Raw genomic sequence first — 23,210 nt, 5'->3', positions numbered from 1 at the left:
GCGGCATTGCCGCTGCACGCATCCTCTCCTCGAAGGCTCCCGGACCGACCCATGTCTGACCGCGTCTACACCCTCACCCTTTCCTGCGACGACCGGCCGGGCATCGTGGCGGCCGTGACCACCGAGCTCGCCGAGATCGGCGCCAACATCCTGGAGAGCAACCAGTTCTGGGACCAGCAGACCAACGGCTTCTTCATGCGCCTCGCCTTCGCCGCGCCGGCGGCGATCGGCGAGGGCGAGATCCGCCGGGCGCTGGCGCCGGCGATCGAGCGCTTCGGCATGCGCACCACCCTCGTCGACCGGGCGCGGCGGCCAAAGATCATCGCCATGGTCTCCAAGTTCGACCACGCCCTGCTGCACCTGCTCTACCAGATCCGGGTCGGCTGGCTCGCCGCCGACATCGTCGCCATCGTCTCCAACCACGAGGACAGCCGCGCCACGGCGGACGCCCACGCCATCCCCTTCCACCACTGGCCGGTGAGCAAGGATCTGAAGAAGGATCAGGAGGAGAAGCTGCTCGCCCTGGTCAAGGCGACCGACGCCGACGTGGTGGTGCTGGCGCGCTACATGCAGGTGCTGTCCGACAGCCTGTCGAAGCGGCTCTATGGCAAGGTGATCAACATCCACCATTCCTTCCTGCCCAGCTTCAAGGGCGCCAAGCCCTACCACCAGGCCTATGACCGGGGCGTCAAGCTGATCGGCGCCACCGCCCATTACGTCACCCCCGACCTCGACGAGGGCCCGATCATCGAGCAGGAGACCGAGCGGGTGTCGCACACCATGAGCGCGGAGGATTTCGTGGCGACCGGCCGCGACATCGAGAGCCGCGTGCTGGCCCGCGCCGTGAAGTATCACCTCGAATCGCGGGTCATGCTGAACGGCCACAGGACGATCGTCTTCCAGTAGCGGCGCGGGCGGCTCTCGCCCCAGGGATGCTTTCGTCGACGCTCGAAGGCTCCCGCCCGGACTCGCCCCGGAAAAGCCACGACTCGTCGGCACGCCAGGGCGATCCCCGGAGAGAACGCCATGAGCTACCTCGCAGGCATCTCGCATCATCTGCACGAGGAAGAGACCAAGCTTCTCCAAGCGCTCCGAGCGGCGCGTCGCAAACGCAAGCCGCCTCCGGCCGACAGCGCGACGTTCGGGGCGAGAGTTGCCGACAGCGTGGCCGCAATGATGGGATCCTGGCCCTTCATCATCGCCCAGTCGGTCATATTGCTGATCTGGATCGTGCTGAACGTCACGGCATTCGTGGAGCAGTGGGATCCCTATCCCTTCATCCTGCTCAATCTCGCCTTGTCGTTCCAGGCGGCCTATGCGGCGCCGTTCATCATGATGAGCCAGAACCGGCAGGCCGCCATCGATCGGGCCGCAGCCACCCATGACTACGACGTCAACACCAAGGCGGAGCTGGAGATCGAGCTTCTGCACCAGAAGCTCGACCTGCTGCGTGAAACCGAGGTGGCCGAGCTCATTCGCATCATCCGCAAGCTGGAAGAGCGTCTTCCCTGAGCGGGTTCTCCCGAACCTGCTCAGCAGCCACGGACGGCCACGGCTGGATTCGCTGCGACCGGCGGCGACGTCGAGAGCGGCAGGGCCGGCCTCAGTGCTCCGGCGCTCGGGCGGCGGGCCTGCCGACCGCCGGCCGATGCAGCGGCAGGACGTGATGGCGCGTCAGCGGCGCGAGCGGCAGGTCCTCGGCCATGGCCGGCTCGACCCATCGGATCTCTTCGATCTCCGCCGCCGGCACCGGCCGGGCCGTCGTGGTGATCGCGAACAGCTCGGCCTCGACCGTGAAGCCAGGCTCGTTCGCGGCCGGCGCCGTGAACCGGCCGACCGGCCTGAGCGCCGAGGCGGGCACGGCGAGGCCGAGCTCCTCGCCGAGCTCGCGGACCAGCGCCGCGACCGGTTCTTCCTGCGGCTCGATCTTGCCGCCCGGCTGCATGAAGGCGAGCGTGCCGCGCTTGCGCACCAGCAGCAGCCGGCCCGCCGCATCGGTGAGGAGGGCGGCGGCAATGCGGATCGGCGGCGGCTGCTTCGGGCTCATGCTGGATTCCATCGGCAGGGCGGCATGCCGAGGCCTAGCCTTGGCTGGATTCGGGCCGGTGCTCAAGGCGGCCTGTGCTTCGGACCCGGCTGCCGGGCAGTGCGACGGACGTTACGGACGGAACGTGAAGCCCGGCGCCCGGCATCGTAGGGTCGCCCCGCGTCGTCCGCCCCTCCGGGGCGGCGGACGCATGGGGGGCGCCAAGCAAAAAGGGTTTCGAACATGACGCATCATATCGGCAGCTGCTTCTGCGGCGCCGTCGAGCTCGAGGCTACCGGCGCGCCGGAGGCGATGGGCTATTGTCACTGCCGGTCGTGCCGCTCCTGGTCCGGCGGGCCGGTCAACGCCTTCAGCCTGTGGAAGCCGCAAGCCGTGGCGATCGTCGCGGGAGCCCAGCATGTCGCCACCTTCCAGAAGACCCCGGCGAGCCGGCGCCAATATTGCGCCCGGTGCGGCGGGCACTTGATGACCGATCATCCCACCCTCGGCCTGGTGGACGTGTTCGCGGCGACGCTGCCGAGCCTCGCCTTCGTCCCCGCCGTCCATGTCAACTATGCCGAGACGGTGCTGCCGATGCGAGACGGGTTGCCGAAGCTGAAGGATTTTCCGACCGAGTTCGGCGGCTCCGGCGAGATGATCGCCGAATAGGCCGGCGCTGCGATCCGCCCTTGGCGCCACGACGGCGGCGCCAAGGGCCGTGGCGCCCGCAAGGTCGGTCTTCCCTGACGCGCCGGCGTGATCGCCCGCATGGCCCTCGATGTGAAAGCTGCCGGTGGTGCGACCTAGCCCTCGAAGCGGCCCGTGGCATCACGATCGCGGTCGTATCGTCGCGTGAGCGGAAACGGCGGCAACCAGGACTCGCGGCGGATTATCCAGCTTTCGTAGGTCGGCGTCAGCTGGTCAGGAGCATCCAGGGACCCGAGGTTCACTTCGATTTCGTCGGCGCTGCGCGCGAAAACGGACGAGCCGCAGCGGGGACAGAAAAACCGCCCGGCATAGTCGCGTGTTTCGCCATCGATCGTCACCGCATCCTGAGGAAACACCGCCGACGCATGGAAAAGGGCCCCGTGATGCTTGCGGCAGTCGAGACAGTGACAAAGGCCGACCCGGTATGGGCGTCCCGACGCCACGATCCGGACGTTGCCGCACAGGCAGCCGCCGGTGAAACGGTCCATGCTGCGTCTCCTCTGACATCAGGCGGTCGGATTGGTGATCGTGCGCCATGTCCTTGCATCTGCGCGCCGGAAGCGCCATCCGGCCTCGCGGCGGGCCGGCTCGAGCCTGCTGACCGGATCGCTCCTCATTCGATCGGATCCACGTCACGCTCGCGATCCTGCGCTCCGATCAGGTCGCCAGGCTTCAGGCGGTGCTGGCGCGGGAAACGTGGCTTGGCATCGCGAATCTCGGGCTGGTGGCCATCCTCGACCTCGGCGATCCACGCCAGCAGTCGCTTCCTCAGATCGTCGGCGGTTTCGCGGAACGGCGTCATCCCGACGAGGTTGACCATCTCGTAGGGATCATTGGCGAGGTCGTAGAGGTAGCTCTCGCGATAGACGTCCGAGCGCGGGAGATCTTCGTCATAGTCGGAGGTGACGCCATATTTCCAGCGGTCCGTGCGCAGCGCGCGGCCGGTTTCCGTCTCGGAAATCTGGAAGAAGATGTCTTGCCGCCACGGCGCGCGATGGTCGCGGATCACCGGCAGGATCGACTTGCCGGTCATGTCCCCGGGCACCGCGATGCCCGCCGCATCGAGAAGGGTCGGCGCCACGTCCACGGTGCTGAAGAGCGCGCGCACCTGCCCGCCCGCCAGGAATCCCGGGCCGGTGATCAAGGTCGGTACCCGCACCGCGCTCTCATGGCAGGAGCGCTTGTATTCGTTGTTGCGCGTCTTGAAATGGCAGGCGTGGTCTGACGTGAACATCACGATCGTGTTGTCGAGCAGATCGAGGCTTTTCAGCGCATCCATCAGCCGGCCGAAGGCCTCGTCGAGGCGCTTCACCATGCCGTAATAGCCGCCGAGATGCCAGGTGCTGGTGCCCTTGAGCGTGGCCAGGTCCGGGGGCGTCCATATGTTGGCCGCCATCTGCTCGCGGTAGCCGTCCGGCGGCGGATAATCGTCGGTGTGGTTCTGGTGATGCGGCTCGAGGAACGAGACGAAGAGGAAGAAAGGATCGTTCTGGTGGTCGTCGCAATAGCGGATCGCCGCATCGGTCAACGCGTCGACGCGATAGCCGGGCAGCTTCTTCTTCTGGTCGTCGACGTCGTAGACGACGGTATCGTAGGCATCCGAGGTGAATTCGAGAAGGTTGGCGGCGAGCCAGCTCTGGTAGCCGCCCCGCTCCTGCTTCGGCACGGGGTCGGAGCCACCAAGGTGCCATTTGCCGATATAGCCGGTCTTGTAGCCGTTGTCGGCAAAGGTCTTTGCGATCGTCACCGCGTCGTCGGCAAGCGGTATGCCGTTGCGGAAGACCCCGGTCTGCGTGGCGAAACGGCCGGTCTGCATCGAAGAGCGCGCCGGCCCGCAGAGCGGCTGGCTGGTGAACGAGTGATAGAGATGGGTGCCGGCCCGCGCCAGCCGATCGAAATTCGGCGTCAGACCCATGGGATTGCCGTGCACGCCGGTCGTGTCGTGCCGCTGCTGGTCGGTGAAGAAGACGATGACGTTCGATGTCCTCACGGTGCTTCACGCCTCCCGCATTCGAGGCCGGCAATGGCGGCCCGTCGTGTCGGAGGCAGTGATAGCGAGCCGATGCTCATCCGAAAAATGATATATGGCGCTTCCGTCATAACCTCAGGGAATGGTTGGGCTGAAATTCGTTGGCCAGGTCCCGCACGATCTCGAGTGCGCGCTTCATGATCGGAAAATTGCGCAGCGACCGCCGGTACGAGGCACCGGACTCGAAATGCCAGATCCTTCTTTCGAGATCGAGCATCACCAGCCCGGTCTCTTCCGCGGTCTGTCGAAGCAGCGAGGCGGCGGCTGTCAGGTAATCCGTGCCGCGCGCCGCCCGGAAACTCGCATGAAGCGAGTCGATTTCCATGACGATCTGCGGCTCCGGAAGCAGATATTCGGCGCAATAGGACCTGAGCCGCCCGGCCATCACCGGATCGCGCTGGTAGACGATCCATTTCTTGCCCGCGAGCGCTGCGGGAGAGGTTTTCCTGGCGAAGCCTGCCCGCGAGGTGCTTTCGGCCTGGCCCAATGCGCTGTCCCTGCAGGCGAAGGCGGTGATGTCCACCCTGAGGATCGGCTCGGCATCGATGCCCTCCGAGGGTGTCATCTGCAAGGCGCCGAGCACGAGATCGAGGTCTCCGCTGATCAGCTTCGGCAAGGCGTGGTTGGCCACCTTGAATTCCAGCACGAAGCGCGTCGAAGGAAACTCGACGCTCAGCTTGCGCACCAGGTCCGGCGCGATCGCCGCGTGATAGGCGATGCCCGCCGCGATGCGGAACTCATCGAGCGATTCCGTCTTGAGCAGGCGTATCTCCTCCTTGCCGTGCTTGTAGTGCATCTCGATGAGTTGGGAACGTTCCAGAAGCAGGGTGCCGGCAGGCGTCAGCACCATGCCGCGCGTCGTCCTGTCGAAGAGCCTCGCGCCGAAATCCAGCTCCAGCTTGCGGATCGTCTTGGTCAGCGCCGGCTGGGTCAGGCCGATCATGTCGGCCGCCGCCGTCAGGTTTCCGGATCTGGCGACGGCGAGGAAGGCGCGAAGATTGCGATCCAAGGCATTCCTCAAAGTTATTGTGAGGAGCATCATATATCATTTTTACGTCATGGCATCCAGAACTATGGTGCTCGGGCCAACGACGCGGGCGACGACGGCAAAGCTGCTCCACACCAAGAATGGAGGTCTGCCTTTGGCTTTGAGAAAACAAGCGGGTCCGGGACCGGTCGCAGGGAGGAATCGATGCCTTTGACGCAATATTCGCGCGCGTTAGTTTCCGCGGTTGCCTTCAATTTCGTGTTCGCGGGCAGCGCCGGCGCCGAGGAGAGTTTCCTGGATGTCGGCAAGCAGGCGCCGATTACCATCCTGATCAATTCGTCACCCTGGTACAAGGGCTTCGAGAAGGTCGTCGATCTCTATACCGAGCAGACCGGCAACGAGGTCAATCTCGAGGCCACGCCCTTCGACGGCATGCTGGAAAAGGCCCGCTCCGCGGTGCGCTCCAGCGGCACCAGCCCGCTCGACCTCATCAACATCAATTCGATCAGCACCGTCGAATTCTACGAAGGCGCCTTCCTGCAGCCGCTCGACGAGATCGATCCGGGATTCAAGCTCGATCCCGAAGTCCTGACGCTCAACGACGCCGGCTGCTGGGATGAGGCCAGGAAGTTCCGCACCTGCGCGTCCGGCAAATTGATGGGCTACGCCCCGAACGGCAATGTCCAGCTCTTCTACTACCGCAAGGACGTTTTCGACGAGAAGGGCCTGAAGGTTCCGGCGACGTTCGACGACGTCATCGCCAACTGCAAGGTCCTGCACGATCCGCCGCAGGCCTATGGCTATCTGCAGCGCGGCGAGAAGGGCGATGGGATCTACTATGATTTCATGGCCTACATGCTGGCCTATGGTGGCAATGTCGAGAAGGACGCCGCCGACGGCGACTTCACCGTGACGGTCAACAGCCCCGAGGTGAAGCAGGCGCTCGACAAGTTCATCGAGGTTGCCAAGACATGCGGGCCCGAGAACTATGCGACGCTCGGCCAGGGCGACCTGATCCAGCTGATGCAGACCGGCAAGGGCATGCAGGCCCATGCCGTGGTCGCCGCCTTCCCGAACTTCGACAATCCGCAGAAATCCGCCGTCGTCGACAAGGTCTACGCGGCGACGCTGCCGCGCGCCACGCCGGACGGCCAGCCCGGCGTCTCGATCGGCTCATGGGTCCTCGCCATTCCGAAGAACGCGTCCGATGCCGGCAAGAAAGGCGCGGTGGCGTTCTCGAAATGGTTCCTGACCTACAAGGCCCAATATGCCTATGCCGAGGGCGGCGGCATTCCGGTGCGCTCCGACGTCTTCGAATCCGATCTCAAGGATCAGGCCAGGTTCCGCTGGATGCCGGCCTATCTCGCGGAGATCAAGGGCGGCAGGCAGCTCCTCGGGTATCGAGAAGGCCCGGCGATCAACCAGATCATGGGGCTGCGCCTCAACCAGGCGCTGATCGGCGAGATGAGCCCGGCAGCTGCGCTCAACAAGATGGCCGAGGAGATCCACGCCCTGTTCGAGAAGGGCGGCCGCAAGACGGGCATGCTGGCGCCTCTCCCGGAGTGACGGGCGGCGAGGGCCTGCGGCGCCGAGAGCGCCATCTGCCCGGACATTGCCGGAAACGAGGCCAGCCCGGCCGGATCGATTTTCCCTGCGCCGAGAGGGACACGTGACGGACTTCATCGATCGCCATCTCAAATGGTTCACCCTCGGGCCGGCCGCCGTCCTCCTGCTGCTGCTCACGATCTACCCGATCGTCAACCTCCTGTTCATGTCGGTCTCGACCATCAGGTTCGAGCAGGCGCAGGAGGTCTGGACGTTCACGCCGATGCAGAATCTCCGGTCGCTGATCGGCGACGAGATCTTCCGCATCGCGCTCTGGAACACGGTCGTCTTCGCCTTTGCCTCCGTCATCATCGAGATCGTGCTCGGGCTGGCGCTCGCCATCCTCGTGGCATCGATCACCGCCCTCAAGGGCATCGTGCGCACCGTGCTGATCGTCCCGGTGCTGATGCCGCCGGTCGCGATCGGCTCGATGTGGAAGCTGATGTATTCCCACGATTTCGGCGTGTTCAACCAGGCCCTCACCGCGCTCGGACTGTCGCCCGTCAACTGGACGGGCTCGACCTCGCTGGCGCTGATATCCGTCATCATCGTCGATGTCTGGCACTGGACGCCCTTCGTCTTCCTCATCCTGTTCGCGGCCGTCGAGGGGGTGCCGAAGGAGGTGATCGAGGCCGCGCGCGTCGATGGCGCGCGCAACCACGACATCGCCTTCAAGATCGTCATCCCGCTCCTGAAGCCGGCCATCGTCGTGGCGATGCTGTTTCGCACCATCCTCGCCTTCAAGGTGTTCGACCAGATCTTCCTGCTCACCTCGGGCGGTCCCGGCACGTCGACGGAAGTGGTGAGCCTGCACCTCTACAGGGTCTTCTTCATGCAGAACGAGCTGGGCTACGGCGCCACGCTGTCGTTCGCCATCATCGCCGCCACGATCGCCTTCCTGTGGGTCGGCCGGCGGGTCGGCGCCGCTGTCGGGGGAAGCCGCTGATGCTGGTCCTCCGCGGTTATTCCAGGATCATCGGCATCCTGCTGCTGGCGCTCGGCGTCTTCATCATCATCGGGCCGTTTCTGTGGGTCGCGCTGCAGAGCTTCAAATACGAGATCGAGATCCTGAAAGGATCCTGGATCTTCCCGCCGACGCTCTTCAACTATGCCGACGTGCTCGTCTCCCGACGCTCGGATTTTCCGAGGAACGTGCTGAACAGCTTCGTCGTGGCCGCGATCTCGACCTTCTTCGTGCTGATCGTCGGCACCCTCGCCGCCTATTCGCTGAGCCGGCTGACGTGGAGCAAGTGGATATCGGCCGGCTTCCTCGGCTGGACCCTGATCTTCAACATGATCCCGCCGCTGACGCTGGTCGGCCCCTGGTACCTGATCTCCCGCGAAATCGGCCTGTCGGGATCGCTGACGGCGGTCGTGCTCACGCATATCGCGCTGCATCTGCCGATGACGATCTGGATGATGATGGCCTATTTCAGCGACCTGCCCAGGGATATCGAAGAGGCCGCCATGGTCGACGGTTGCCGCAGGATCGATGCCTTCTGGCGGATCTCGCTGCCTCTGGTGACCCCGGGCCTGATCGCCGCCGGCGTGCTCGCCTTCGTCTTCTCGTGGAATGAATTCTCCGTCGCGCTCAACCTCACGAGCCGGGCTACCGCCACGGTGCCGGTCGCGATCGCCCGCTTCGCCCAGCAATATGAAATCCAGTACGGCCAGATGGCCGCCGCCTCCGTCCTCTCGACGATCCCCGCGCTCGTGCTGATGTTCTTCGGTCAGCGCTTCGTCGTGCAGGGCCTCACCATGGGTGCGGTCAAGTGAACGATGGAGCAATGATCCATGGCTGATGTCCGTCTCAGGAATGTCCAGAAGCGGTTCGGCGCGATCGCCATCATCCAGGGCGTGGACCTCGATATCCGCGACGGCGAGTTCGTCGTGCTCGTCGGCCCTTCGGGCTGCGGCAAGTCCACGCTGCTGCGCATGATCGCGGGACTGGAAGACATGTCCGGCGGCGAGATCTCGATCGGCGGGACCGTGGTCAACGACCTTGAGCCCCGCGAGCGCGACATTGCCATGGTCTTCCAGTCCTACGCGCTCTATCCGCATATGAATGTCGAGAAGAACATGGGCTTCTCGATGACGCTCCGGAAGGCGCCGGAGCGGGAGATCAGGTCGGCCGTCGACAACGCCGCCGGCGCCCTGGCGCTCGGCAACTATCTCGACCGCCTGCCGCGCGCCCTGTCCGGTGGCCAGCGCCAGCGCGTCGCCATGGGCCGGGCCATCGTCCGCCGGCCGAAGGTGTTCCTGTTCGACGAGCCGCTTTCCAATCTCGACGCGCAGCTGCGCGTGCAGATGCGCACCGAGGTCCGCAAGCTGCACCAGAGGATCGGCGCCACCTCGATCTATGTCACCCACGACCAGGTCGAGGCGATGACCATGGCCGACCGGATCGTGGTGCTCGACAAGGGCCGGATCGCCCAGGCGGGCTCGCCGCTCGCCCTCTATGACAGGCCGGCGAACCGTTTCGTGGCGCAGTTCATCGGCTCGCCCTCGATCAATCTGCTCGAGGGGGCGGCCGGGGCCGGGCGCCTCACCATCGCCGCGACGAGCGGCAGCATCGAGATCCCCCTCGCCGGCACGCCTTCGGAAGAGAAGGTCGAGATCGGCATCCGGCCCGAGCACCTGCAAAGAGCGGATGCCGGCATCCCCGGCACCGTGCAGGTGATCGAGAACCTCGGCGCCGAAACCTATGTCTTTGTCGATATCGGCGGCGGCCGCGACCTTTGCTGGCGCACGCCGGGCCGGCCGGGCGTCTCGATCGGCGAACGGATCAGCCTCGGCTTCGACGCCGCGAACCTGCACCTCTTCAGCGCCGCGACGGGCACCCGCGTCTGACACACGCCTCCCAGGGCATCCAAAGGACTCACGATGAAGACGGTCTTCGTGCTCTTCGATTCACTCAACCGCCATATGCTGGGATGCTATGGCGGCACGCGCATCCCGACCCCGAATTTCGACCGCCTCGCCGCCCGCAGCAAAGTCTATGACAAGCACTATGTCGGCTCGCTGCCATGCATGCCCGCCCGGCGCGACCTGCTCACCGGCCGTCTGACCTTTCTGCATCGAAGCTGGGGGCCGCTCGAACCGTTCGACAATGCCTTTCCCGAGCTCGTCAAGCAGAAGGGCATCCATTCCCATCTGATCACCGACCACTATCACTATTGGGAAGATGGCGGCGCCACCTATCACAACCGGTATTCGACGTTCGAATTCGTGCGCGGACAGGAGTCGGATCCCTGGAAGGCAATGGTGCAGCCGCATTGGGAACGGTTGCGCGAGAAATACCATCACGCGCAGAGAGCGACCGGCCCGATCAGCAAATACGGCCCCTATATGATCAACCGCGAGTTCATCAAGGAGGAGAAGGATTTCCCCTCGGTGCAATGCTTCGCGCACGGCCTCGAGTTCCTCGACATCAACCGCGATGCCGATGACTGGCTGCTCCAGATCGAGACCTTCGACCCGCACGAGCCCTTCTTTGCGCCCGAACGTTTCAAGGAACCCTTCAAGACCGGCTGGAACGGCCCGATTCGCGATTGGCCGCGCTATGGCCGCGTCGAGGAGCTGCCGGAAGAGGCCGACGAGCTTCGCGCCAACTACTACGCCATCGTGTCTCTGTGCGATTTCCTGCTCGGCCAGCTTCTCGACGACTTCGACCGGCACGACATGTGGCGGGACACGGCGCTCGTGGTGACCACCGACCACGGCTTCCTGCTTGGCGAGCATGATTTCTGGGCCAAGAACCGGATGAACATGTATGAGGAGATCGTCCACATCCCGCTCTTCATCCACGATCCGCGCGATCCGGGTGCCGGGCGCGTAAGCCGTCTGACCCAGTCCGTCGATGTCGGCCCGACCTTCCTCGACCTTCATGGCGTCGAGCCGCCGGCCGAAACCCAGGGCATGTCCCTCTTGCGCGAAAACCGGCGCGAGGCGCTGATCTTCGGCTATTTCGGCGGCGCGGTGAACGTGACGGACGGCCGCTACACCTATCACCGGTATCCCGACGACCTGAAGAGGCAGGAGATCTACCAGTATACCGTGATGCCGACCCACATCACCAAACCCTTCACGCCGGAGGAACTGTCGGGCGCCACGCTCGCCCGGCCCTTTGCCTGGACGAAGGAGGTGCCGCTTCTCAAGGTGCCGGTCATCGAGCGCTCGCCGATGTTCGACAATTACGGCCCGGGCGCGATCCTGGAGAACGACACGAGGCTCTACGACCTCGAAACCGATCCGGGCCAGGCGGCGCCGCTTGCCGATCTCGAAGCCGAGGCGCGGATGGTCGCGTTCATGCGGGCGTTGATGCGCGACAATGACGCGCCGCCGGAGGCCTTTGCGCGACTGAAGCTTCAGCGCGGAGACGCCTGATCGGGCGCGGCCGGAGACGGCGTCTCGACGTCCTGGCGGAATGCCGCGGGCCGGAACCGCGTTCCGATCCGCGACATTCGGCTCGGCAGGGCTCAGGTCGACTTGAGCAGCTCCGTGTTGATCGGCAGCGTGCGGATGCGCTTGCCGGTGGCGGCGAAGACGGCGTTGGCCACGGCCGGGCCGACGGCGACGGTGGCGGTCTCGCCGATGCCGCCGGGGGCCTCGGCGCTGGTGACGAGGTGGGTCTCGATCACGGGCACCTCGTCGATGCGCATCGGCAGGTAGGTGTCGAAATTGCCCTGCTCGACCCGTCCATCCCTGAGCGTGATGGCGCCGTGCAGCACCGCGGTCAGGCCGAAGATCGCGCCGCCCTCGACCTGCGCCGCGATGGTGTCGGGATTGACCTGCAGGCCGCAGTCGACGACGCCGGTCAGGCGATCCACCCTGAGCGCGCCGTCCTTGCCGACCCCGACCTCGGCCACCATCGCGACATAGCTGCCGAAGGCGAACTGCACGGAGACGCCGCGCCCGCGCCCCGCCGGCAACGGCTCGCCCCAGCCGGCCTTGTCCGCCGCCAGGGTCAGGACGGCGAGCGCGCGCGGATTGTGGCCGAGCAGCGCCTTGCGATAGGCGACCGGATCCTGCTTGGCCGCCGCGGCCAACTCGTCCATGAAGCTCTCGACCACAAAGACGTTGTGGGTCGGGCCGACGCCGCGCCACCAGGTGGTCGGGATGCCCGGCGGCTCGACCCGGACATAGTCGACATGGATGTTGGGCAGCGCGTAAGGCGGCTCGGCCGCCGCCTCCACCGCATCGGGATCGACGCCGTCCTTGAAGGCGGGCGGGAAGTAGCGCGCCATGATCGAGGAGCCGGAGACGCGATGGGTCCAGGCGACCGGCTTGCCCGCGGCGTCGAGCCCGGCCGCGAGCCGGTCGAAATAGTAAGGCCGGTACATGTCGTGCTGGATGTCCTCCTCGCGGCTCCAGATCACCTTCACCGGCCCGTCCACCTGCTGCGCCACCTTGACGGCATGGGCGACGCCGTCCGGCTCGAGCCGGCGCCCGAAGCCGCCGCCGATCAGGTGGTTGTGCACAATGATGGCTTCCTTGGGCAGGCCCGTGATTTGAGCGGCCACGGCCTGCGCCAGGGTCGGGACCTGGGTGCCGACCCAGATGTCGCAGCCATCCCGGCGCACATGCACGGTGCAGTTCATCGGCTCCATCGCCGCATGGGCCAGGAACGGCACCTGGTAGATCCCCTCGAGCCGCTGGGCCGCCCCGGCCAGCGCCGCCGCGGCATCGCCCTGGTTGCGCGCCACGGCGCCGGGCTGCCTGGAGGCCTCCTCCAGCTGGCGCACGATGTCGGCGCTGCTGAGCGTCGCATTCGGGCCGTCGTCCCATTGCACGGCGGCAGCCTCGAGTCCCTTCTTCGCCGCGCCCATATGGTCGGCGACCACCGAGACGGCGTCGTCGGTCCTGACCACCTGGCGCACGCCCTTGACCGCCAGGGCCGCCGCCTCGTCGAGCGATTTCGGCTTGCCGCCGAACACCGGCGAGATGGCGATCGCCGCGACCTTCATGCCCGGCAGCCTGGCGTCGATGCCGAATTGCGCCTTGCCGTTGACCTTGTCGGGCGTGTCGATCCGCTTGGCCGGCTTGCCGATCAGCGTGAAATCCGACGGCTGCTTCAGCGCCACGCCGTCGGGCTTGGGCACCGGCAGGGCAGCCGCGGCATCGGCGAGCTCGCCATAGCCGAGATGGCGCGCCCCGGTCGCATCCGAGACGACGCCGCGCTGGGCCCGGCAGGTCGCGGGGTCGACGCCCCATTGCCTGGCCGCCGCGGCGATCAGCAGGGTGCGGGCAACGGCCCCGGCCTGGCGCAGCGGCGTCCAGAAGGCGCGCACCGAAGTCGAGCCGCCGGTCGCCTGGATGCCGATCAGGGGGTTGGTGTAGAGCGCGTCGTTGGCCGGCGCCGGCTCGAACCGGATCTGGTCGAGGCCGACCTCCAGCTCCTCCGCCAGCAGCATGGCCTGCGCGGTGTAGATGCCCTGGCCCATCTCGACCATCGGCATCACCAGCGTCACCACGCCCTGGCGGTCGATGCGGATGAAGGCGTTGGGAGCAAAGCCGGCTGTGGCCTCGGCCGCCAGGGCGGCGGGCCGCAGGCCTGCGGGCAGGGCGAAGGTGACGAGGAGGCCGCCGCCGAGGGCGGCACCGGCCTTGAGGAAGCCGCGGCGGTCGAGCGCGGGCGTCTGCGAACCATCAGGCATGATTTCAGCTCCCCTCAAGCCGCAGCGCGATGGATCGCGGCGCGGATGCGTTGATAGGTGCCGCAGCGACAGACATTCCCGGACATCGCCGCGTCGATATCGGCATCGGTGGGCTTCGGCGTGCCGGCGAGCAGGGCCGCCGCCGACATCAATTGGCCGGACTGGCAATAGCCGCACTGCACCACTTCGAGGTCGAGCCAAGCCTGCTGCAGCGCCTTGCCCTGCGCCGTCCCGCCGATCGCCTCGATCGTGGTGACCTTGCTGTCGCCGAGGCTGTCGATGGTGGTGACGCAGGAGCGCACCGCCTGCCCGTCGACATGCACCGTGCAGGCGCCGCACAGCGCCGCGCCGCAGCCGAACTTGGTGCCGGTCATGCCGAGCACGTCGCGCAGCACCCAGAGGAGCGGCGTGTCGCCGTCGGCATCGACCGCATGCGCGGTTCCGTTGATGGTGAGGGTGAAGGCCATGGTTGCCTCGCTGTTGGAGGGAGGGGGTACGCGACGAAACGCGGGGACGAACTGACGCGGGGAGGGAGGGAGCTCCGGAGCCTCGACGGCGGTGCCGCTTCGACCTCCGGTCGAAGCTTCGGGGCTTACAGTTTGAAACTCCTCTTGAATTAGACCAGTCGTCTAGAGTGTCGGCGCAATTGGATGAGGCTCTTGTGTCACGGCATCAGGCGGGTTGGTCGGGCAGGCTCAGGATCCGTCGGGTCGCGGCGATCGCGGCGTCGAAGGGCTGGCCGGTGCGGGTGATCTTGGCGAGCAGGCTGGCGCCGAGCCAGAGTTGATAGAGCGTCACGGCCGTCGCGTACGGAGCGATGGTGCTGTCGACGGAGCCGTCCGCAATGGCCTCGGCAACGGCGCGTGTGAGGCGGTCGACGAGCCGGTCCGTGCCGCGCAGCAGCGCCGCCCGCATGGCCTCCGACTGGTCGCTGACCTCGGCGCCGAGCTTGACGGCGAGGCATTTGCACTGCGGATCGTCGCTCGCCTGCGTCTCCCGCCATCGCGCCCAGTAGCGCATCAGCCGTTCCGCGGCGCTGCCGCCGCCCGCGGTCAGCACGGCGTCGACCTGCTCGAGATAGCCTGCGAAATAGGCGTCGAGCAGCGCTTCGCCGAAGGCGTCCTTGGATTCGAAGTAGTGGTAGAACGAGCCCTTCGGCACGCCCGCCGCCTGCAGGATCTCGTTCAGCCCGACCGCGGCAAAGCCCTTGCCGAGCATGATCGGCTTGGCGACCTCGAGGATATGTTGCCGGACGTCGGCATTGGCAGCGAGCATGGCGGCACCATGCGCGAAATTAGACCGGTCGTCTAGCGGGCAGGGCCCATCACCGCCCGCTCCCGCCGAGCTCGCTGCGGCGCCAGGCGGCGGGGGAGAGGCCGACCGAGCGCTTGAAGTCGCGGCTGAAGTGGTAGACGTCGCAGAAGCCGCACGTCTCGGCGATCTCGGCGAGCGGAGCCCCGCTCTGGACGATCAGCGACTGGGCGTGCATCAGCCGCTCGCGCAGCAGCCATTGCCGCGGGCTGGCGCGCAGGTGCCGGCGGAACAGCCGCCGTGTCTGCGATGGGCTGAGGCGGGTCAGCGCGGCGAGCTCGTCGGCGTCCCAGCCTCGCTTGAGGTCGGCCCGCATGGCGGCCAGCGTGGCGATCAGCGTCGCGGGTAGGCGCGGCGCCTCCGGCCCGAGCCGCGCCTGGTCGACGATGGCCAGGAACTCGCCGACGAGCTGGTTGAGGCGCAGGTCGAGGCCGATCTCGCGGCCGCGCATCGCCGCGAACAGGCGCTCGAACCAGGCGGCGAGCGGGCCGGATTCCGGCATCGTTGCCCGCGGCGCCCCGTCGCCGAACAGCTTCGCGCGCAGGGCCGGCGGGTTCGGCCCGTCGAAGCGGAACCAGAGCAGCGTCCACGGCGCCAGCGTGTCGGCCCGATGCGCGTGCGGCGCTTCGTTGGCGATCCAGGCGAGCTGGCCCGCCTGCACCTCCAGCCGCTGGCCCAGCGTCTCGACCAGGCCCGCGCCGGAGAGGCAGTAGAGGATGTCCTGGCCGGTATGGCTGGCGCGCTCGATGCCGTAGCCCGGCGCGGCCGCCACCTTGCCGGCGCGCACCACGCTGAAGGCGCTGCGGGTCCATCCCGCCTCGGGGACATAGTGCAGGCTTTCCAGGAAAGCGGTCGTCTTGCTCATGCGCGTTTTATACAAAAACTCTGTGCAGTTCGTCCATTTTCCAGGGCGGCCGGCCGGCATAGGCTCGCTGCGCTAGGTGAGGACATCGACGCAGCGGCCCGGCGCCCCGCAAGGGCGCGAGAAGGCCGGAACGGCAGAATGGCCGCCGCGTCGGGACCGGGAAGAGACCGATGATCGCGATGACCAGGGAAGAGGCGGGCCTCTATGCTCGCGACGGCTATATCATCCGCCGGGGACTGCTGAGCGCCGACGAGGTCGCCGCGTTCCGCGGCCAGGCGCGGCGGCAGCTCGAGGCCGAGACCAGCGCCGGCGGCGTGATGTCCAAGGGCGACAAGGAGGGCAAGACCACCCTGCTGAAGATGTGGACCAGGGCCGAGGACGACCAGTACGGGCTCCTGGCGCGCGACGAGCGCATGGTCGACCTGGCGCAGGACGCCGTCGGCAAGCCGGTCTACCTCTACAGCCACAAGATGACGATGAAGCAGCCCAACGAGGGCGGCGCCTGGGAGTGGCACCAGGATTTCGGCTACTGGTACAATTACGGCTGCCTCGCGCCCGAGATGATGAGCATCTATGTCGCCCTCGACAAGGCGACGCGCGAGAACGGCTGCCTGCAGGTGCTCAAGGGCACGCACAAGCTCGGCCGCCTCAACCATGTCCGCGAGGACGGCCAGACCAATGTCGAGCAGGAGCACCTGGAGGCGGCGCTCAGGCGCTACGAGCACGTCTATGTCGAGATGGACGAGGGCGACGCCCTGGTCTTCGACGGCAACCTCCTGCACCGCTCCGATGCGAACCGCTCGGACACCTATCGCTGGGGCTATATCTGTTCCTACAACGCGGTGGAGAACGCGCCGTTCAAGAAGGTGCGCGAATACGGCAATTACGAGGAGTTGCGCAAGGTGCCGGCGGGCTCGTTCCGCATGGCGTCCTGACGCGGTGGCGGCGCCCGGCGTGCCGGGCGCAGGATCGGTCGCCCGCCTGCGCGGCGGACGTCCGAAGGGATGAAACGGGCGGAAGCCGGGGACGCCGCAGAAGCGTCCGGCCTGCCGGGAGGAGCATATGGTCGATGCGGTCAGGGCCGGCGCGCGCGCGTCCGGCACCAGCCGGTTCTCACCGTCGCGGTTGCTGCGGGCACGCGAGGCGGGCGTCTTCATCGCTCTCCTCGTGCTGTGCCTGTTCCTGTCGTTCGCGACCGAGGGCTTCCTGACGTCGCTGAACCTGTTCAATGTCGGGCGGCAGGTCTCGCTGCTCGGCATCATGGCGGTCGGCATGACCTTCGTGCTGATCGCCGGGGAGGTCGATCTTTCCGTCGGCTCGACCTATGCCTTCGCGGGCCTGGCGACCGGCATGCTGATCGTCGACGGCTGGCCGCTCGTGCCGGCGCTCGGCGTCGGCGTGCTCGCGGGCATGGCGATCGGCCTCGTCAACGGCCTGCTCGCGACCCATGGCCGGCTGCCCTCGCTGATCGCCACGCTCGGCATGCTGAGCATCGTGCGCGGCGCGGCGCTGATCCTGACCAATGGCCAGCCCGTCACCGTCAACGTGCGCAACGGCGCCCTGCCGGCGGTGCTGGACGCCTTCAGCTACATGGGCCAGGGCTATCTCTTCGGCGTCGTGCCGATGCAGCTTGTGTTCTTCGCCCTGGTCGCGGCGATCGCCTGGTTCGTGCTGTCCTGCACCAATTTCGGCTTCCGCGTCTTCGCCGTCGGCGGCAGCGCCAAGGCGGCGCGCGTCTCGGGCATCCGCGTCGACGCGGTGAAGATATCGGCCTTCGTGGTCATGGGCGCGCTCGCCGCCTTCGCCGGCATCCTCAGCCTCGCCTTCCTGCCGAGCGGCCAGGCCGGCCGCACCGGCCTCGGCCTCGAGCTTGACGTCATCGCCGCGACCATCGTCGGCGGCGCCTCGCTGTCGGGCGGGGAAGGCACCATTCTCGGCACCATCCTCGGGGTGCTGATCATCGGCGTCATGCGCAACGGCCTGGTGCTGCTGGGCGTGTCGCCCTTCGTGCAGGAGCTCCTGATCGGCCTCGTCATCATCATCGCCGTCGGCATCGACAAATGGACGACCCGCCGCGCGGGTTGACTGCAACAACACCAAGGGGAGGAAACCAATGAAGATCCGTCATCTCGTCCTGGCGGCCGCGATCGTGCTGCTGCCGGCTGCGGCCCAGGCCGCCTCGAAGGTCGGCGACTTCGCGCTGGCCGATCGCATCAAGGCCAAGGTCGCCTCGGGCGCGCCGCTCGACATCTACGTCTCCTACCACGACGTCTCCAACGAGTTCGCGCCCTTCATGAAGGCCGGCGTCGAGAAGGCGGGGGCAGAGGACAAGGTCAATGCCAGGTTCGTCGGCCCGGTCGGCGCCAATGCCGACGGCCAGATCAGCGAGATCGAGACGCTGATGGGCAAGATGGACGGCCTCGCCATCTCCTCCGTCTCCAGCGACGCGCTCGCTCCCGTCATCGACCGCGTCCTGGCGGCCGGCATCCCGGTGGTGACCTTCAACACCGACAATCCCGGCAGCAAGCGTCTCGCCTTCGCCGGCCAGGACCTGGTGCAGTCGGGCCGCGAGGCCGGCAAGCTGATGGCCAAGGTGCTGGACGGCAAGGGCAAGGTGCTGATCACCACCATCGACGCTGCGGCGCAATGGTCGCTCGACCGTGAGAAGGGCGCGCGGGAGGCGCTGAAGGATTCGCCCGGCATCGAGGTCGTCAACACGCTCAACACCGGCACCGATCCGCAGAAGATCTATTCGGAGATCGAGAACGCCATGCTCGCCAACCCGAGCGTCACCGGCGTGCTGTCGCTGGAATGCTGCTCGACCCCCGCGGCCGGAACCTGGGTGAAGCGCAACGGCGCCACCGGCAAGGTCAAGGTCGTCGGCTTCGACCTGCTCGACCAGACCGTGCAGCTCGTCGAGGAGGGCGAGATCCAGGCTACGATCGACCAGGCGCCGGAGAAGCAGGGCTTCGCGGCCGTCGACCTGCTCGTCAAGTTCCTCAAGGGCACGCCGATCGACAATGTCGATACCGGCGTCAAGGTCTACGCCAAGGACAATATCGCCGAAGTCGCCAAGAAGTGAGGGGTTCGGCGGCGGCCCGACAGGCCGCCGCCGCCCGGATCAGGCCATGACCGATTCCCCGACGCCCATGCTCGAGATCGCCGGCGTGACCAAGCGCTTCCCCGGCGTGCTGGCGCTCGACCGCATCGCCGTCGGCTTCCGCGCCGGCGAGGTCCATGCCGTGATCGGCGAGAACGGCGCCGGCAAGTCGACGCTGATGAACATCCTGGCCGGCGACCTGCAGCCCGACGGCGGCGAGGTGCGCCTCGACGGCCGGCCGCGGCGCTTCGCCTCGCCGCTCGACAGCCGCGCCGCCGGCATCGTCGTGGTCTATCAGGAGCTGGCGCTCTGCCCGACGCTCAGCATCGCCGAGAACATCATGATGGCTGAGATGGCGGCGCGGCCCGTCGCCTCGCTGGTGCCGCGGGCACGCATGCGCATCGAGGCGCGCGCGGCGCTCGCCCGGCTCGGCATGGACCATCTCGACCCCGACACCAAGGTCGGCCGCCTGACCGTCGCCGAGATGCAGCTCGTCGAGATCGCCGGGGCGGTGCGCCAGCGTGCCCGCGTCCTCGTGCTCGACGAGCCCAACTCGGCGCTGTCGCGGCGCGAGAGCGAGCGGCTGTTCGAGGTGGTGCGCCAGCTCAAGGGCGAGGGCGTGACGGTGATCTATGTCTCGCACCACCTGCGCGAGGTGCTCGACCTCGCCGACCGCATCACCGTGATGCGCGACGGGCGCACCATCGAGACGCTCGACAACGACGATCTGTCGGAGGCGCGGCTGATCCGCGCCATGGTCGGCCGCGAGCTCGCCGGAGCCCGGCCCTGGTCGCTCGATCCGGCGGCGGATTCGCGTGGCGCGGCCGTCGTGCTGTCGGTCGAGAATTTGACCGCGCCCGGCCTCGACCGCGTCGGCTTCGAGGTCCGCGCCGGCGAGATCCTGGGCATCGGCGGCCTGCCGGATTCGGGCAAGGACGGGCTCGGCGAAGCCCTGTTCGGCCTCGCCCCCCGCACCGGCACGGTGACGATCGACGGGCGGGTGCTGCGCCCGCTCGATCCGGCCGGCTCGATCCGCAACGGCCTCGCCTTCGTGCCGGCCGACCGGCGCGGGGCCGGCGGCCTGATGGCGATGAGCGTCGCTGACAACGTGGTCTCCGCCTCGCTTCCCCGTTTCTCCGTCGCCGGCCTGCTCAGGCGCGCTGCCATCCGGCGCGAGGCGCGCGCCCAGGTCGCCCGGCTCGACGCCCGCATCGCCCGGCTCGGCCAGAAGCTGCGCACCCTGTCGGGCGGCAACCAGCAGAAGATCATCCTCGGCCGCAGCCTCGTCACCGATCCGCGCGTGCTGGTGCTGCACGAGCCGACCCGCGGCATCGATGTCGGGGCCAAGGCCGAGATCTACGCCATCCTGCGCGCCATCGCCGGGGACGGCGTGGCCGTGGTGCTGATCTCCTCCGAGATCCCCGAGCTGATCCTCAACGCCGAGCGTGTCCTGGTGCTGCGCGCCGGCCGCATCGCCGGCGAGCTGGGGAGGGGCGGGATCAGCGAGGAGGCGATCCTGGCGCGGGCAATGGCGTCCTGAACGAGGTGTCGATGACAAGGCCAGACATCACCATCGTCGGCAGCTTCGCGGTCGGCTTGACCATGCGGGCACCGAAGCTGCCGATCTTCGGCGAGACCATGCTCGGCACCGATTTCGACATGGGGCCGGGCGGCAAGGGCTCGAACCAGGCGGTCGGGACTGCCCGGCTCGGGGCCCGCTCCTGCCTGCTGGCGATGATCGGCACCGACAAGCTCGCCGGCATCGCCACCGACCTCTATGCCGCCGAGGGCGTCGACGCCTCGCTGGTCACGGCGCGCAGCGAGCGCGCCACCGGCGTCGGCTTCATCATCCTCAACCAGAAGGGCGAGAACTTCATCATCCTCGACATGGGCGCCAACGAGCTGCTCGACGCCGCGGCGGTCGATGCGGGCGAGGCGCGCATCGCCGGGAGCGACGTCGTCATGACCGTCCTGGAGATCCCGACGGCCGCCGCCGCCCGCGCCATGGAGCTCGGCCGCCGCCACGGCGCCCGGACCATCCTCAACCCGGCGCCGGCGCGGCCCGTGCCCGACGGCCTCTTCGCCCATGTCGACTACCTGACGCCGAACGAGAGCGAGCTGCGCATCCTGCTCGGCCTGCCCGCCGACGATCCGCGCTCCTCGCGCGAGCTCGCCGGCGAGCTGCGCCGCCGCGGCGTGCGCAACGTGGTCGTCACGCTCGGCCGCAGCGGCGCCCTCGTCCTCACCGACGAGCTGGACGTGATGGTGCCGGCCGTGCCGGTCGAGGTGGTCGACACGACCGGCGCGGGGGACGCCTTCAATTCCGGCTTCGCCGTGGCGCTGGCGGAAGGGCGCGGCATCGTCGAGGCCGTGCGCTTCGGCGTGGTCTGCGGCGCCATCGCCTGCACCCGGCTCGGCGTCATCCCCGGCCTGCCCGACCGGGCCGGGGCCGACGCGCTGCATGCAAAAGCCCTCGAAACCGTGTGGAAGGACAGGACGTGAACCGCAACCGACTGCTCAACGCCGAGCTCTCGCACGCCATCGCCTCGATGGGCCATGGCGATCTGATGATCGTCTGCGACGCCGGCTTCCCCATTCCCTCCAGCGCCTGGCGCATCGACCTCGCCATCGTGCCTGATGTGCCGGACCTGGAGACGGTGCTGACGCCGATCGCGCAGGCCTTCATCGCCGAGCGCGTCGCCTATGCCGACACGCTGCTCGAGCACAATGCGCCGCTGCTCGCCAAGATCCGGCGCCTGTTCGCGGATGCCGATTTCGAGCCGGTGAAGCACGAGGCGATCCTCGGCGAGATGGCGGCCAAGGCCAAGGTCATCGTCCGTACCGGCGCCTTCGACCCCTGGGGCAATATCCTGCTCTATTCCGGCGTCGACGTGCCGGCCTGGTTCTCCAAGCCCGGCGTGGTGGCGCCCGACTACTATGCCAGGAAGCTGAAGGCCTGATGCCGCGCATCTTCGACTTCGGCGGCCGCGACGTCGAGCGCAGTGAGACCGTCGCCGGCCTCAGGGCTCTCAAGGGCAGCGGCCGCCATGCCACTCAGGTGACGGCGGAGACGGCCGAGGAGGCCGCCGCCGCCGAGGCTGCCGGCATCGAGATGGCGGTCTGCCGCGCTGCCAATGTGGCGCGGGTGCGCGAGGGCTCGCGGCGCCTGTTCGTCACCGCGGCCCTCGGCTTTGCCGAGGCGATCACCGGCGACGAGATGCTGCGCGCTGCCTTCGCTGCGGTCACCGCCGGCGCCGATGCGGTCATCACCGGCCGCGGCGAGGACATGGTGCGCCTCCTCGCCCGTGAGCAGATCCCGGTGATGGGCCATCTCGGCTTCGTGCCGCGCAAGTCGACCTGGGTCGGCGGTGTGCGTGCCGTCGGCAAGACCGCGGCCGAGGCGCTGGCCCTGTGGGACCGCTTCCGCCGCCTGGAGGATGCCGGCGCCTTCGCCGTGGAATGCGAGCTGATCGCCGCGCCGGCCATGGCCGAGATCAACCGGCGCACGTCGCTCGTCAGCGTCTCGCTCGGCTCGGGTGCGGCGGCCGATGTCGTCTTCCTGTTCACCGCGGACATCTGCGGCGAGGCGGAGCGGCGGCCGCGCCATGCCCGCGCCTGGGGCGACCTCGCGGCACTGCACCGGGCGGTCCGCGAGGAGCGGGTCCGGGCGCTCGCCGGCTTCCGGCAGGACGTCGCCTCCGGCGGCTTTCCCGCAGCCGGCGAAGTCTCCGGCATGCCGGAGGCCGAGCTGGAGCAGTTCCGCCGAGGACTGGACGGCCCGCGATAGAGCCGGAGAAGGCGATCTGCCCCAGGGCGTCGGCCGGCAGGGTGGGCGCCGGCCGCAGGAGGCGGCCGGCTCGACATGCGGGGCCCCGTGCCTCGATGATCGACCGGCTCCGGGCCATATGAACGACGGGCGCCG

At 67.7% G+C, this 23,210-nt stretch carries 23 protein-coding genes; 15 read left to right on the top strand and 8 right to left on the bottom strand.

What is annotated here, in order from left to right:
- Positions 1 to 51 precede the first annotated feature (51 nt).
- Positions 52 to 906: a formyltetrahydrofolate deformylase gene (gene purU, locus QO011_RS12495; RefSeq protein ID WP_307272243.1), complete on the top strand. Its 855-nt coding sequence runs from the start codon at positions 52 to 54 to the stop codon at positions 904 to 906.
- A 120-nt stretch (positions 907 to 1,026) separates the two neighbouring features.
- Complete coding sequence (locus QO011_RS12490; RefSeq protein WP_307272241.1) at positions 1,027 to 1,512, top strand: DUF1003 domain-containing protein; 486 nt, start codon at positions 1,027 to 1,029, stop codon at positions 1,510 to 1,512.
- A gap of 91 nt (positions 1,513 to 1,603) precedes the next feature.
- Here the strand turns inward: QO011_RS12490 and QO011_RS12485 are convergent, their stop codons facing one another.
- Positions 1,604 to 2,047, bottom strand: a complete 444-nt coding sequence (locus QO011_RS12485) for an NUDIX hydrolase (RefSeq protein WP_307272240.1) — start codon at positions 2,045 to 2,047, stop codon at positions 1,604 to 1,606.
- 222 nt (positions 2,048 to 2,269) lie between these two features.
- Between QO011_RS12485 and QO011_RS12480 the strand changes: the two genes are divergently transcribed.
- Positions 2,270 to 2,695 (top strand): GFA family protein, encoded by a 426-nt coding sequence (locus QO011_RS12480; RefSeq protein WP_307272238.1) that lies wholly within the window; start codon positions 2,270 to 2,272, stop codon positions 2,693 to 2,695.
- 134 nt (positions 2,696 to 2,829) lie between these two features.
- Here the strand turns inward: QO011_RS12480 and QO011_RS12475 are convergent, their stop codons facing one another.
- From QO011_RS12475 to QO011_RS12465, 3 genes are all read right to left on the bottom strand, one after another.
- Positions 2,830 to 3,222: a GFA family protein gene (locus QO011_RS12475; protein WP_307272237.1), complete on the bottom strand. Its 393-nt coding sequence runs from the start codon at positions 3,220 to 3,222 to the stop codon at positions 2,830 to 2,832.
- Positions 3,223 to 3,347: 125 nt separating this feature from the next.
- On the bottom strand, positions 3,348 to 4,724 hold the full coding sequence (locus tag QO011_RS12470) for a sulfatase family protein (protein WP_307272235.1): 1,377 nt from the start codon (positions 4,722 to 4,724) through the stop codon (positions 3,348 to 3,350).
- Positions 4,725 to 4,830: 106 nt separating this feature from the next.
- Positions 4,831 to 5,802 carry a LysR family transcriptional regulator gene (locus QO011_RS12465; protein WP_307272344.1) on the bottom strand — a complete coding sequence of 324 codons (972 nt, stop codon included), beginning with the start codon at positions 5,800 to 5,802 and terminating at the stop codon, positions 4,831 to 4,833.
- Between the two features lie 153 nt (positions 5,803 to 5,955).
- On the opposite strand from QO011_RS12465, the gene QO011_RS12460 reads away from it, so the two are divergent.
- The 5 genes from QO011_RS12460 to QO011_RS12440 all read left to right on the top strand — a co-directional run bounded on the left by QO011_RS12460 (position 5,956) and on the right by QO011_RS12440 (position 11,742).
- Complete coding sequence (locus tag QO011_RS12460) at positions 5,956 to 7,317, top strand: extracellular solute-binding protein (protein ID WP_307272233.1); 1,362 nt, start codon at positions 5,956 to 5,958, stop codon at positions 7,315 to 7,317.
- A gap of 103 nt (positions 7,318 to 7,420) precedes the next feature.
- The gene (locus QO011_RS12455; RefSeq protein ID WP_307272232.1) at positions 7,421 to 8,302 is read left to right on the top strand and encodes a carbohydrate ABC transporter permease; all 882 of its coding nucleotides are present in this window, start codon (positions 7,421 to 7,423) and stop codon (positions 8,300 to 8,302) included.
- Positions 8,302 to 9,132: a carbohydrate ABC transporter permease gene (locus QO011_RS12450; RefSeq protein ID WP_307272230.1), complete on the top strand. Its 831-nt coding sequence runs from the start codon at positions 8,302 to 8,304 to the stop codon at positions 9,130 to 9,132. Before QO011_RS12455 ends, QO011_RS12450 begins: the two co-directional genes overlap by 1 nt.
- A gap of 18 nt (positions 9,133 to 9,150) precedes the next feature.
- Positions 9,151 to 10,206, top strand: a complete 1,056-nt coding sequence (locus tag QO011_RS12445; protein WP_307272229.1) for an ABC transporter ATP-binding protein — start codon at positions 9,151 to 9,153, stop codon at positions 10,204 to 10,206.
- Positions 10,207 to 10,239: 33 nt separating this feature from the next.
- Entirely contained in the window at positions 10,240 to 11,742 is a 1,503-nt protein-coding gene (locus QO011_RS12440) for a sulfatase (protein ID WP_307272227.1), read from the top strand.
- A 92-nt stretch (positions 11,743 to 11,834) separates the two neighbouring features.
- Here the strand turns inward: QO011_RS12440 and QO011_RS12435 are convergent, their stop codons facing one another.
- From QO011_RS12435 to QO011_RS12420, 4 genes are all read right to left on the bottom strand, one after another.
- Positions 11,835 to 14,012 (bottom strand): xanthine dehydrogenase family protein molybdopterin-binding subunit, encoded by a 2,178-nt coding sequence (locus QO011_RS12435; protein WP_307272225.1) that lies wholly within the window; start codon positions 14,010 to 14,012, stop codon positions 11,835 to 11,837.
- Positions 14,013 to 14,026: 14 nt separating this feature from the next.
- Entirely contained in the window at positions 14,027 to 14,479 is a 453-nt protein-coding gene (locus QO011_RS12430) for a (2Fe-2S)-binding protein (RefSeq protein WP_307272224.1), read from the bottom strand.
- Between the two features lie 205 nt (positions 14,480 to 14,684).
- Entirely contained in the window at positions 14,685 to 15,287 is a 603-nt protein-coding gene (locus QO011_RS12425) for a TetR/AcrR family transcriptional regulator (RefSeq protein ID WP_307272222.1), read from the bottom strand.
- Positions 15,288 to 15,336: 49 nt separating this feature from the next.
- Positions 15,337 to 16,188 carry a helix-turn-helix domain-containing protein gene (locus tag QO011_RS12420; protein ID WP_307272220.1) on the bottom strand — a complete coding sequence of 284 codons (852 nt, stop codon included), beginning with the start codon at positions 16,186 to 16,188 and terminating at the stop codon, positions 15,337 to 15,339.
- Between the two features lie 170 nt (positions 16,189 to 16,358).
- Between QO011_RS12420 and QO011_RS12415 the strand changes: the two genes are divergently transcribed.
- The 7 genes from QO011_RS12415 (at position 16,359) to QO011_RS12385 (ending at position 23,075) form a co-directional block, all read left to right on the top strand.
- A complete protein-coding gene (locus QO011_RS12415) occupies positions 16,359 to 17,123 on the top strand; it encodes a phytanoyl-CoA dioxygenase family protein (RefSeq protein WP_307272219.1) in 765 nt (254 codons plus the stop codon).
- Between the two features lie 127 nt (positions 17,124 to 17,250).
- Positions 17,251 to 18,273, top strand: coding sequence for an ABC transporter permease (locus QO011_RS12410; RefSeq protein ID WP_307272217.1), 1,023 nt, complete (start codon positions 17,251 to 17,253; stop codon positions 18,271 to 18,273).
- A 28-nt stretch (positions 18,274 to 18,301) separates the two neighbouring features.
- Entirely contained in the window at positions 18,302 to 19,270 is a 969-nt protein-coding gene (locus QO011_RS12405; protein ID WP_307272216.1) for a sugar ABC transporter substrate-binding protein, read from the top strand.
- Positions 19,271 to 19,316: 46 nt separating this feature from the next.
- Positions 19,317 to 20,828, top strand: a complete 1,512-nt coding sequence (locus QO011_RS12400; RefSeq protein WP_307272214.1) for a sugar ABC transporter ATP-binding protein — start codon at positions 19,317 to 19,319, stop codon at positions 20,826 to 20,828.
- A gap of 11 nt (positions 20,829 to 20,839) precedes the next feature.
- The gene (locus QO011_RS12395) at positions 20,840 to 21,790 is read left to right on the top strand and encodes a ribokinase (protein WP_307272212.1); all 951 of its coding nucleotides are present in this window, start codon (positions 20,840 to 20,842) and stop codon (positions 21,788 to 21,790) included.
- Complete coding sequence (rbsD, locus tag QO011_RS12390) at positions 21,787 to 22,248, top strand: D-ribose pyranase (protein ID WP_307272209.1); 462 nt, start codon at positions 21,787 to 21,789, stop codon at positions 22,246 to 22,248. The genes QO011_RS12395 and rbsD overlap by 4 nt, the downstream gene beginning before the upstream one ends.
- Complete coding sequence (locus QO011_RS12385; RefSeq protein WP_307272208.1) at positions 22,248 to 23,075, top strand: 3-methyl-2-oxobutanoate hydroxymethyltransferase; 828 nt, start codon at positions 22,248 to 22,250, stop codon at positions 23,073 to 23,075. The genes rbsD and QO011_RS12385 overlap by 1 nt, the downstream gene beginning before the upstream one ends.
- Positions 23,076 to 23,210 lie beyond the last annotated feature (135 nt).

The organism is Labrys wisconsinensis (assembly GCF_030814995.1).
GTDB classification, from domain to species: domain Bacteria; phylum Pseudomonadota; class Alphaproteobacteria; order Rhizobiales; family Labraceae; genus Labrys; species Labrys wisconsinensis.
The sequence above is the reverse complement of the archived record's forward strand: the minus strand, read 5'-3'. Positions and strand labels throughout refer to the sequence as shown.

Excerpts from the sequence above, each read along its gene's own strand:
- purU (WP_307272243.1), top strand. The coding sequence starts at position 52 with ATGTCTGACCGCGTCTACACCCTCACCCTTTCCTGCGACGACCGGCCG.
- QO011_RS12490 (WP_307272241.1), top strand. The coding sequence starts at position 1,027 with ATGAGCTACCTCGCAGGCATCTCGCATCATCTGCACGAGGAAGAGACC.
- QO011_RS12485 (WP_307272240.1), bottom strand. The coding sequence starts at position 2,047 with ATGAGCCCGAAGCAGCCGCCGCCGATCCGCATTGCCGCCGCCCTCCTC.
- QO011_RS12480 (WP_307272238.1), top strand. The coding sequence starts at position 2,270 with ATGACGCATCATATCGGCAGCTGCTTCTGCGGCGCCGTCGAGCTCGAG.
- QO011_RS12475 (WP_307272237.1), bottom strand. The coding sequence starts at position 3,222 with ATGGACCGTTTCACCGGCGGCTGCCTGTGCGGCAACGTCCGGATCGTG.
- QO011_RS12465 (WP_307272344.1), bottom strand. The coding sequence starts at position 5,802 with ATGCTCCTCACAATAACTTTGAGGAATGCCTTGGATCGCAATCTTCGC.
- QO011_RS12460 (WP_307272233.1), top strand. The coding sequence starts at position 5,956 with ATGCCTTTGACGCAATATTCGCGCGCGTTAGTTTCCGCGGTTGCCTTC.
- QO011_RS12450 (WP_307272230.1), top strand. The coding sequence starts at position 8,302 with ATGCTGGTCCTCCGCGGTTATTCCAGGATCATCGGCATCCTGCTGCTG.
- QO011_RS12445 (WP_307272229.1), top strand. The coding sequence starts at position 9,151 with ATGGCTGATGTCCGTCTCAGGAATGTCCAGAAGCGGTTCGGCGCGATC.
- QO011_RS12440 (WP_307272227.1), top strand. The coding sequence starts at position 10,240 with ATGAAGACGGTCTTCGTGCTCTTCGATTCACTCAACCGCCATATGCTG.
- QO011_RS12435 (WP_307272225.1), bottom strand. The coding sequence starts at position 14,012 with ATGCCTGATGGTTCGCAGACGCCCGCGCTCGACCGCCGCGGCTTCCTC.
- QO011_RS12430 (WP_307272224.1), bottom strand. The coding sequence starts at position 14,479 with ATGGCCTTCACCCTCACCATCAACGGAACCGCGCATGCGGTCGATGCC.
- QO011_RS12425 (WP_307272222.1), bottom strand. The coding sequence starts at position 15,287 with ATGCTCGCTGCCAATGCCGACGTCCGGCAACATATCCTCGAGGTCGCC.
- QO011_RS12420 (WP_307272220.1), bottom strand. The coding sequence starts at position 16,188 with ATGAGCAAGACGACCGCTTTCCTGGAAAGCCTGCACTATGTCCCCGAG.
- QO011_RS12415 (WP_307272219.1), top strand. The coding sequence starts at position 16,359 with ATGATCGCGATGACCAGGGAAGAGGCGGGCCTCTATGCTCGCGACGGC.
- QO011_RS12410 (WP_307272217.1), top strand. The coding sequence starts at position 17,251 with ATGGTCGATGCGGTCAGGGCCGGCGCGCGCGCGTCCGGCACCAGCCGG.
- QO011_RS12405 (WP_307272216.1), top strand. The coding sequence starts at position 18,302 with ATGAAGATCCGTCATCTCGTCCTGGCGGCCGCGATCGTGCTGCTGCCG.
- QO011_RS12400 (WP_307272214.1), top strand. The coding sequence starts at position 19,317 with ATGACCGATTCCCCGACGCCCATGCTCGAGATCGCCGGCGTGACCAAG.
- QO011_RS12395 (WP_307272212.1), top strand. The coding sequence starts at position 20,840 with ATGACAAGGCCAGACATCACCATCGTCGGCAGCTTCGCGGTCGGCTTG.
- QO011_RS12385 (WP_307272208.1), top strand. The coding sequence starts at position 22,248 with ATGCCGCGCATCTTCGACTTCGGCGGCCGCGACGTCGAGCGCAGTGAG.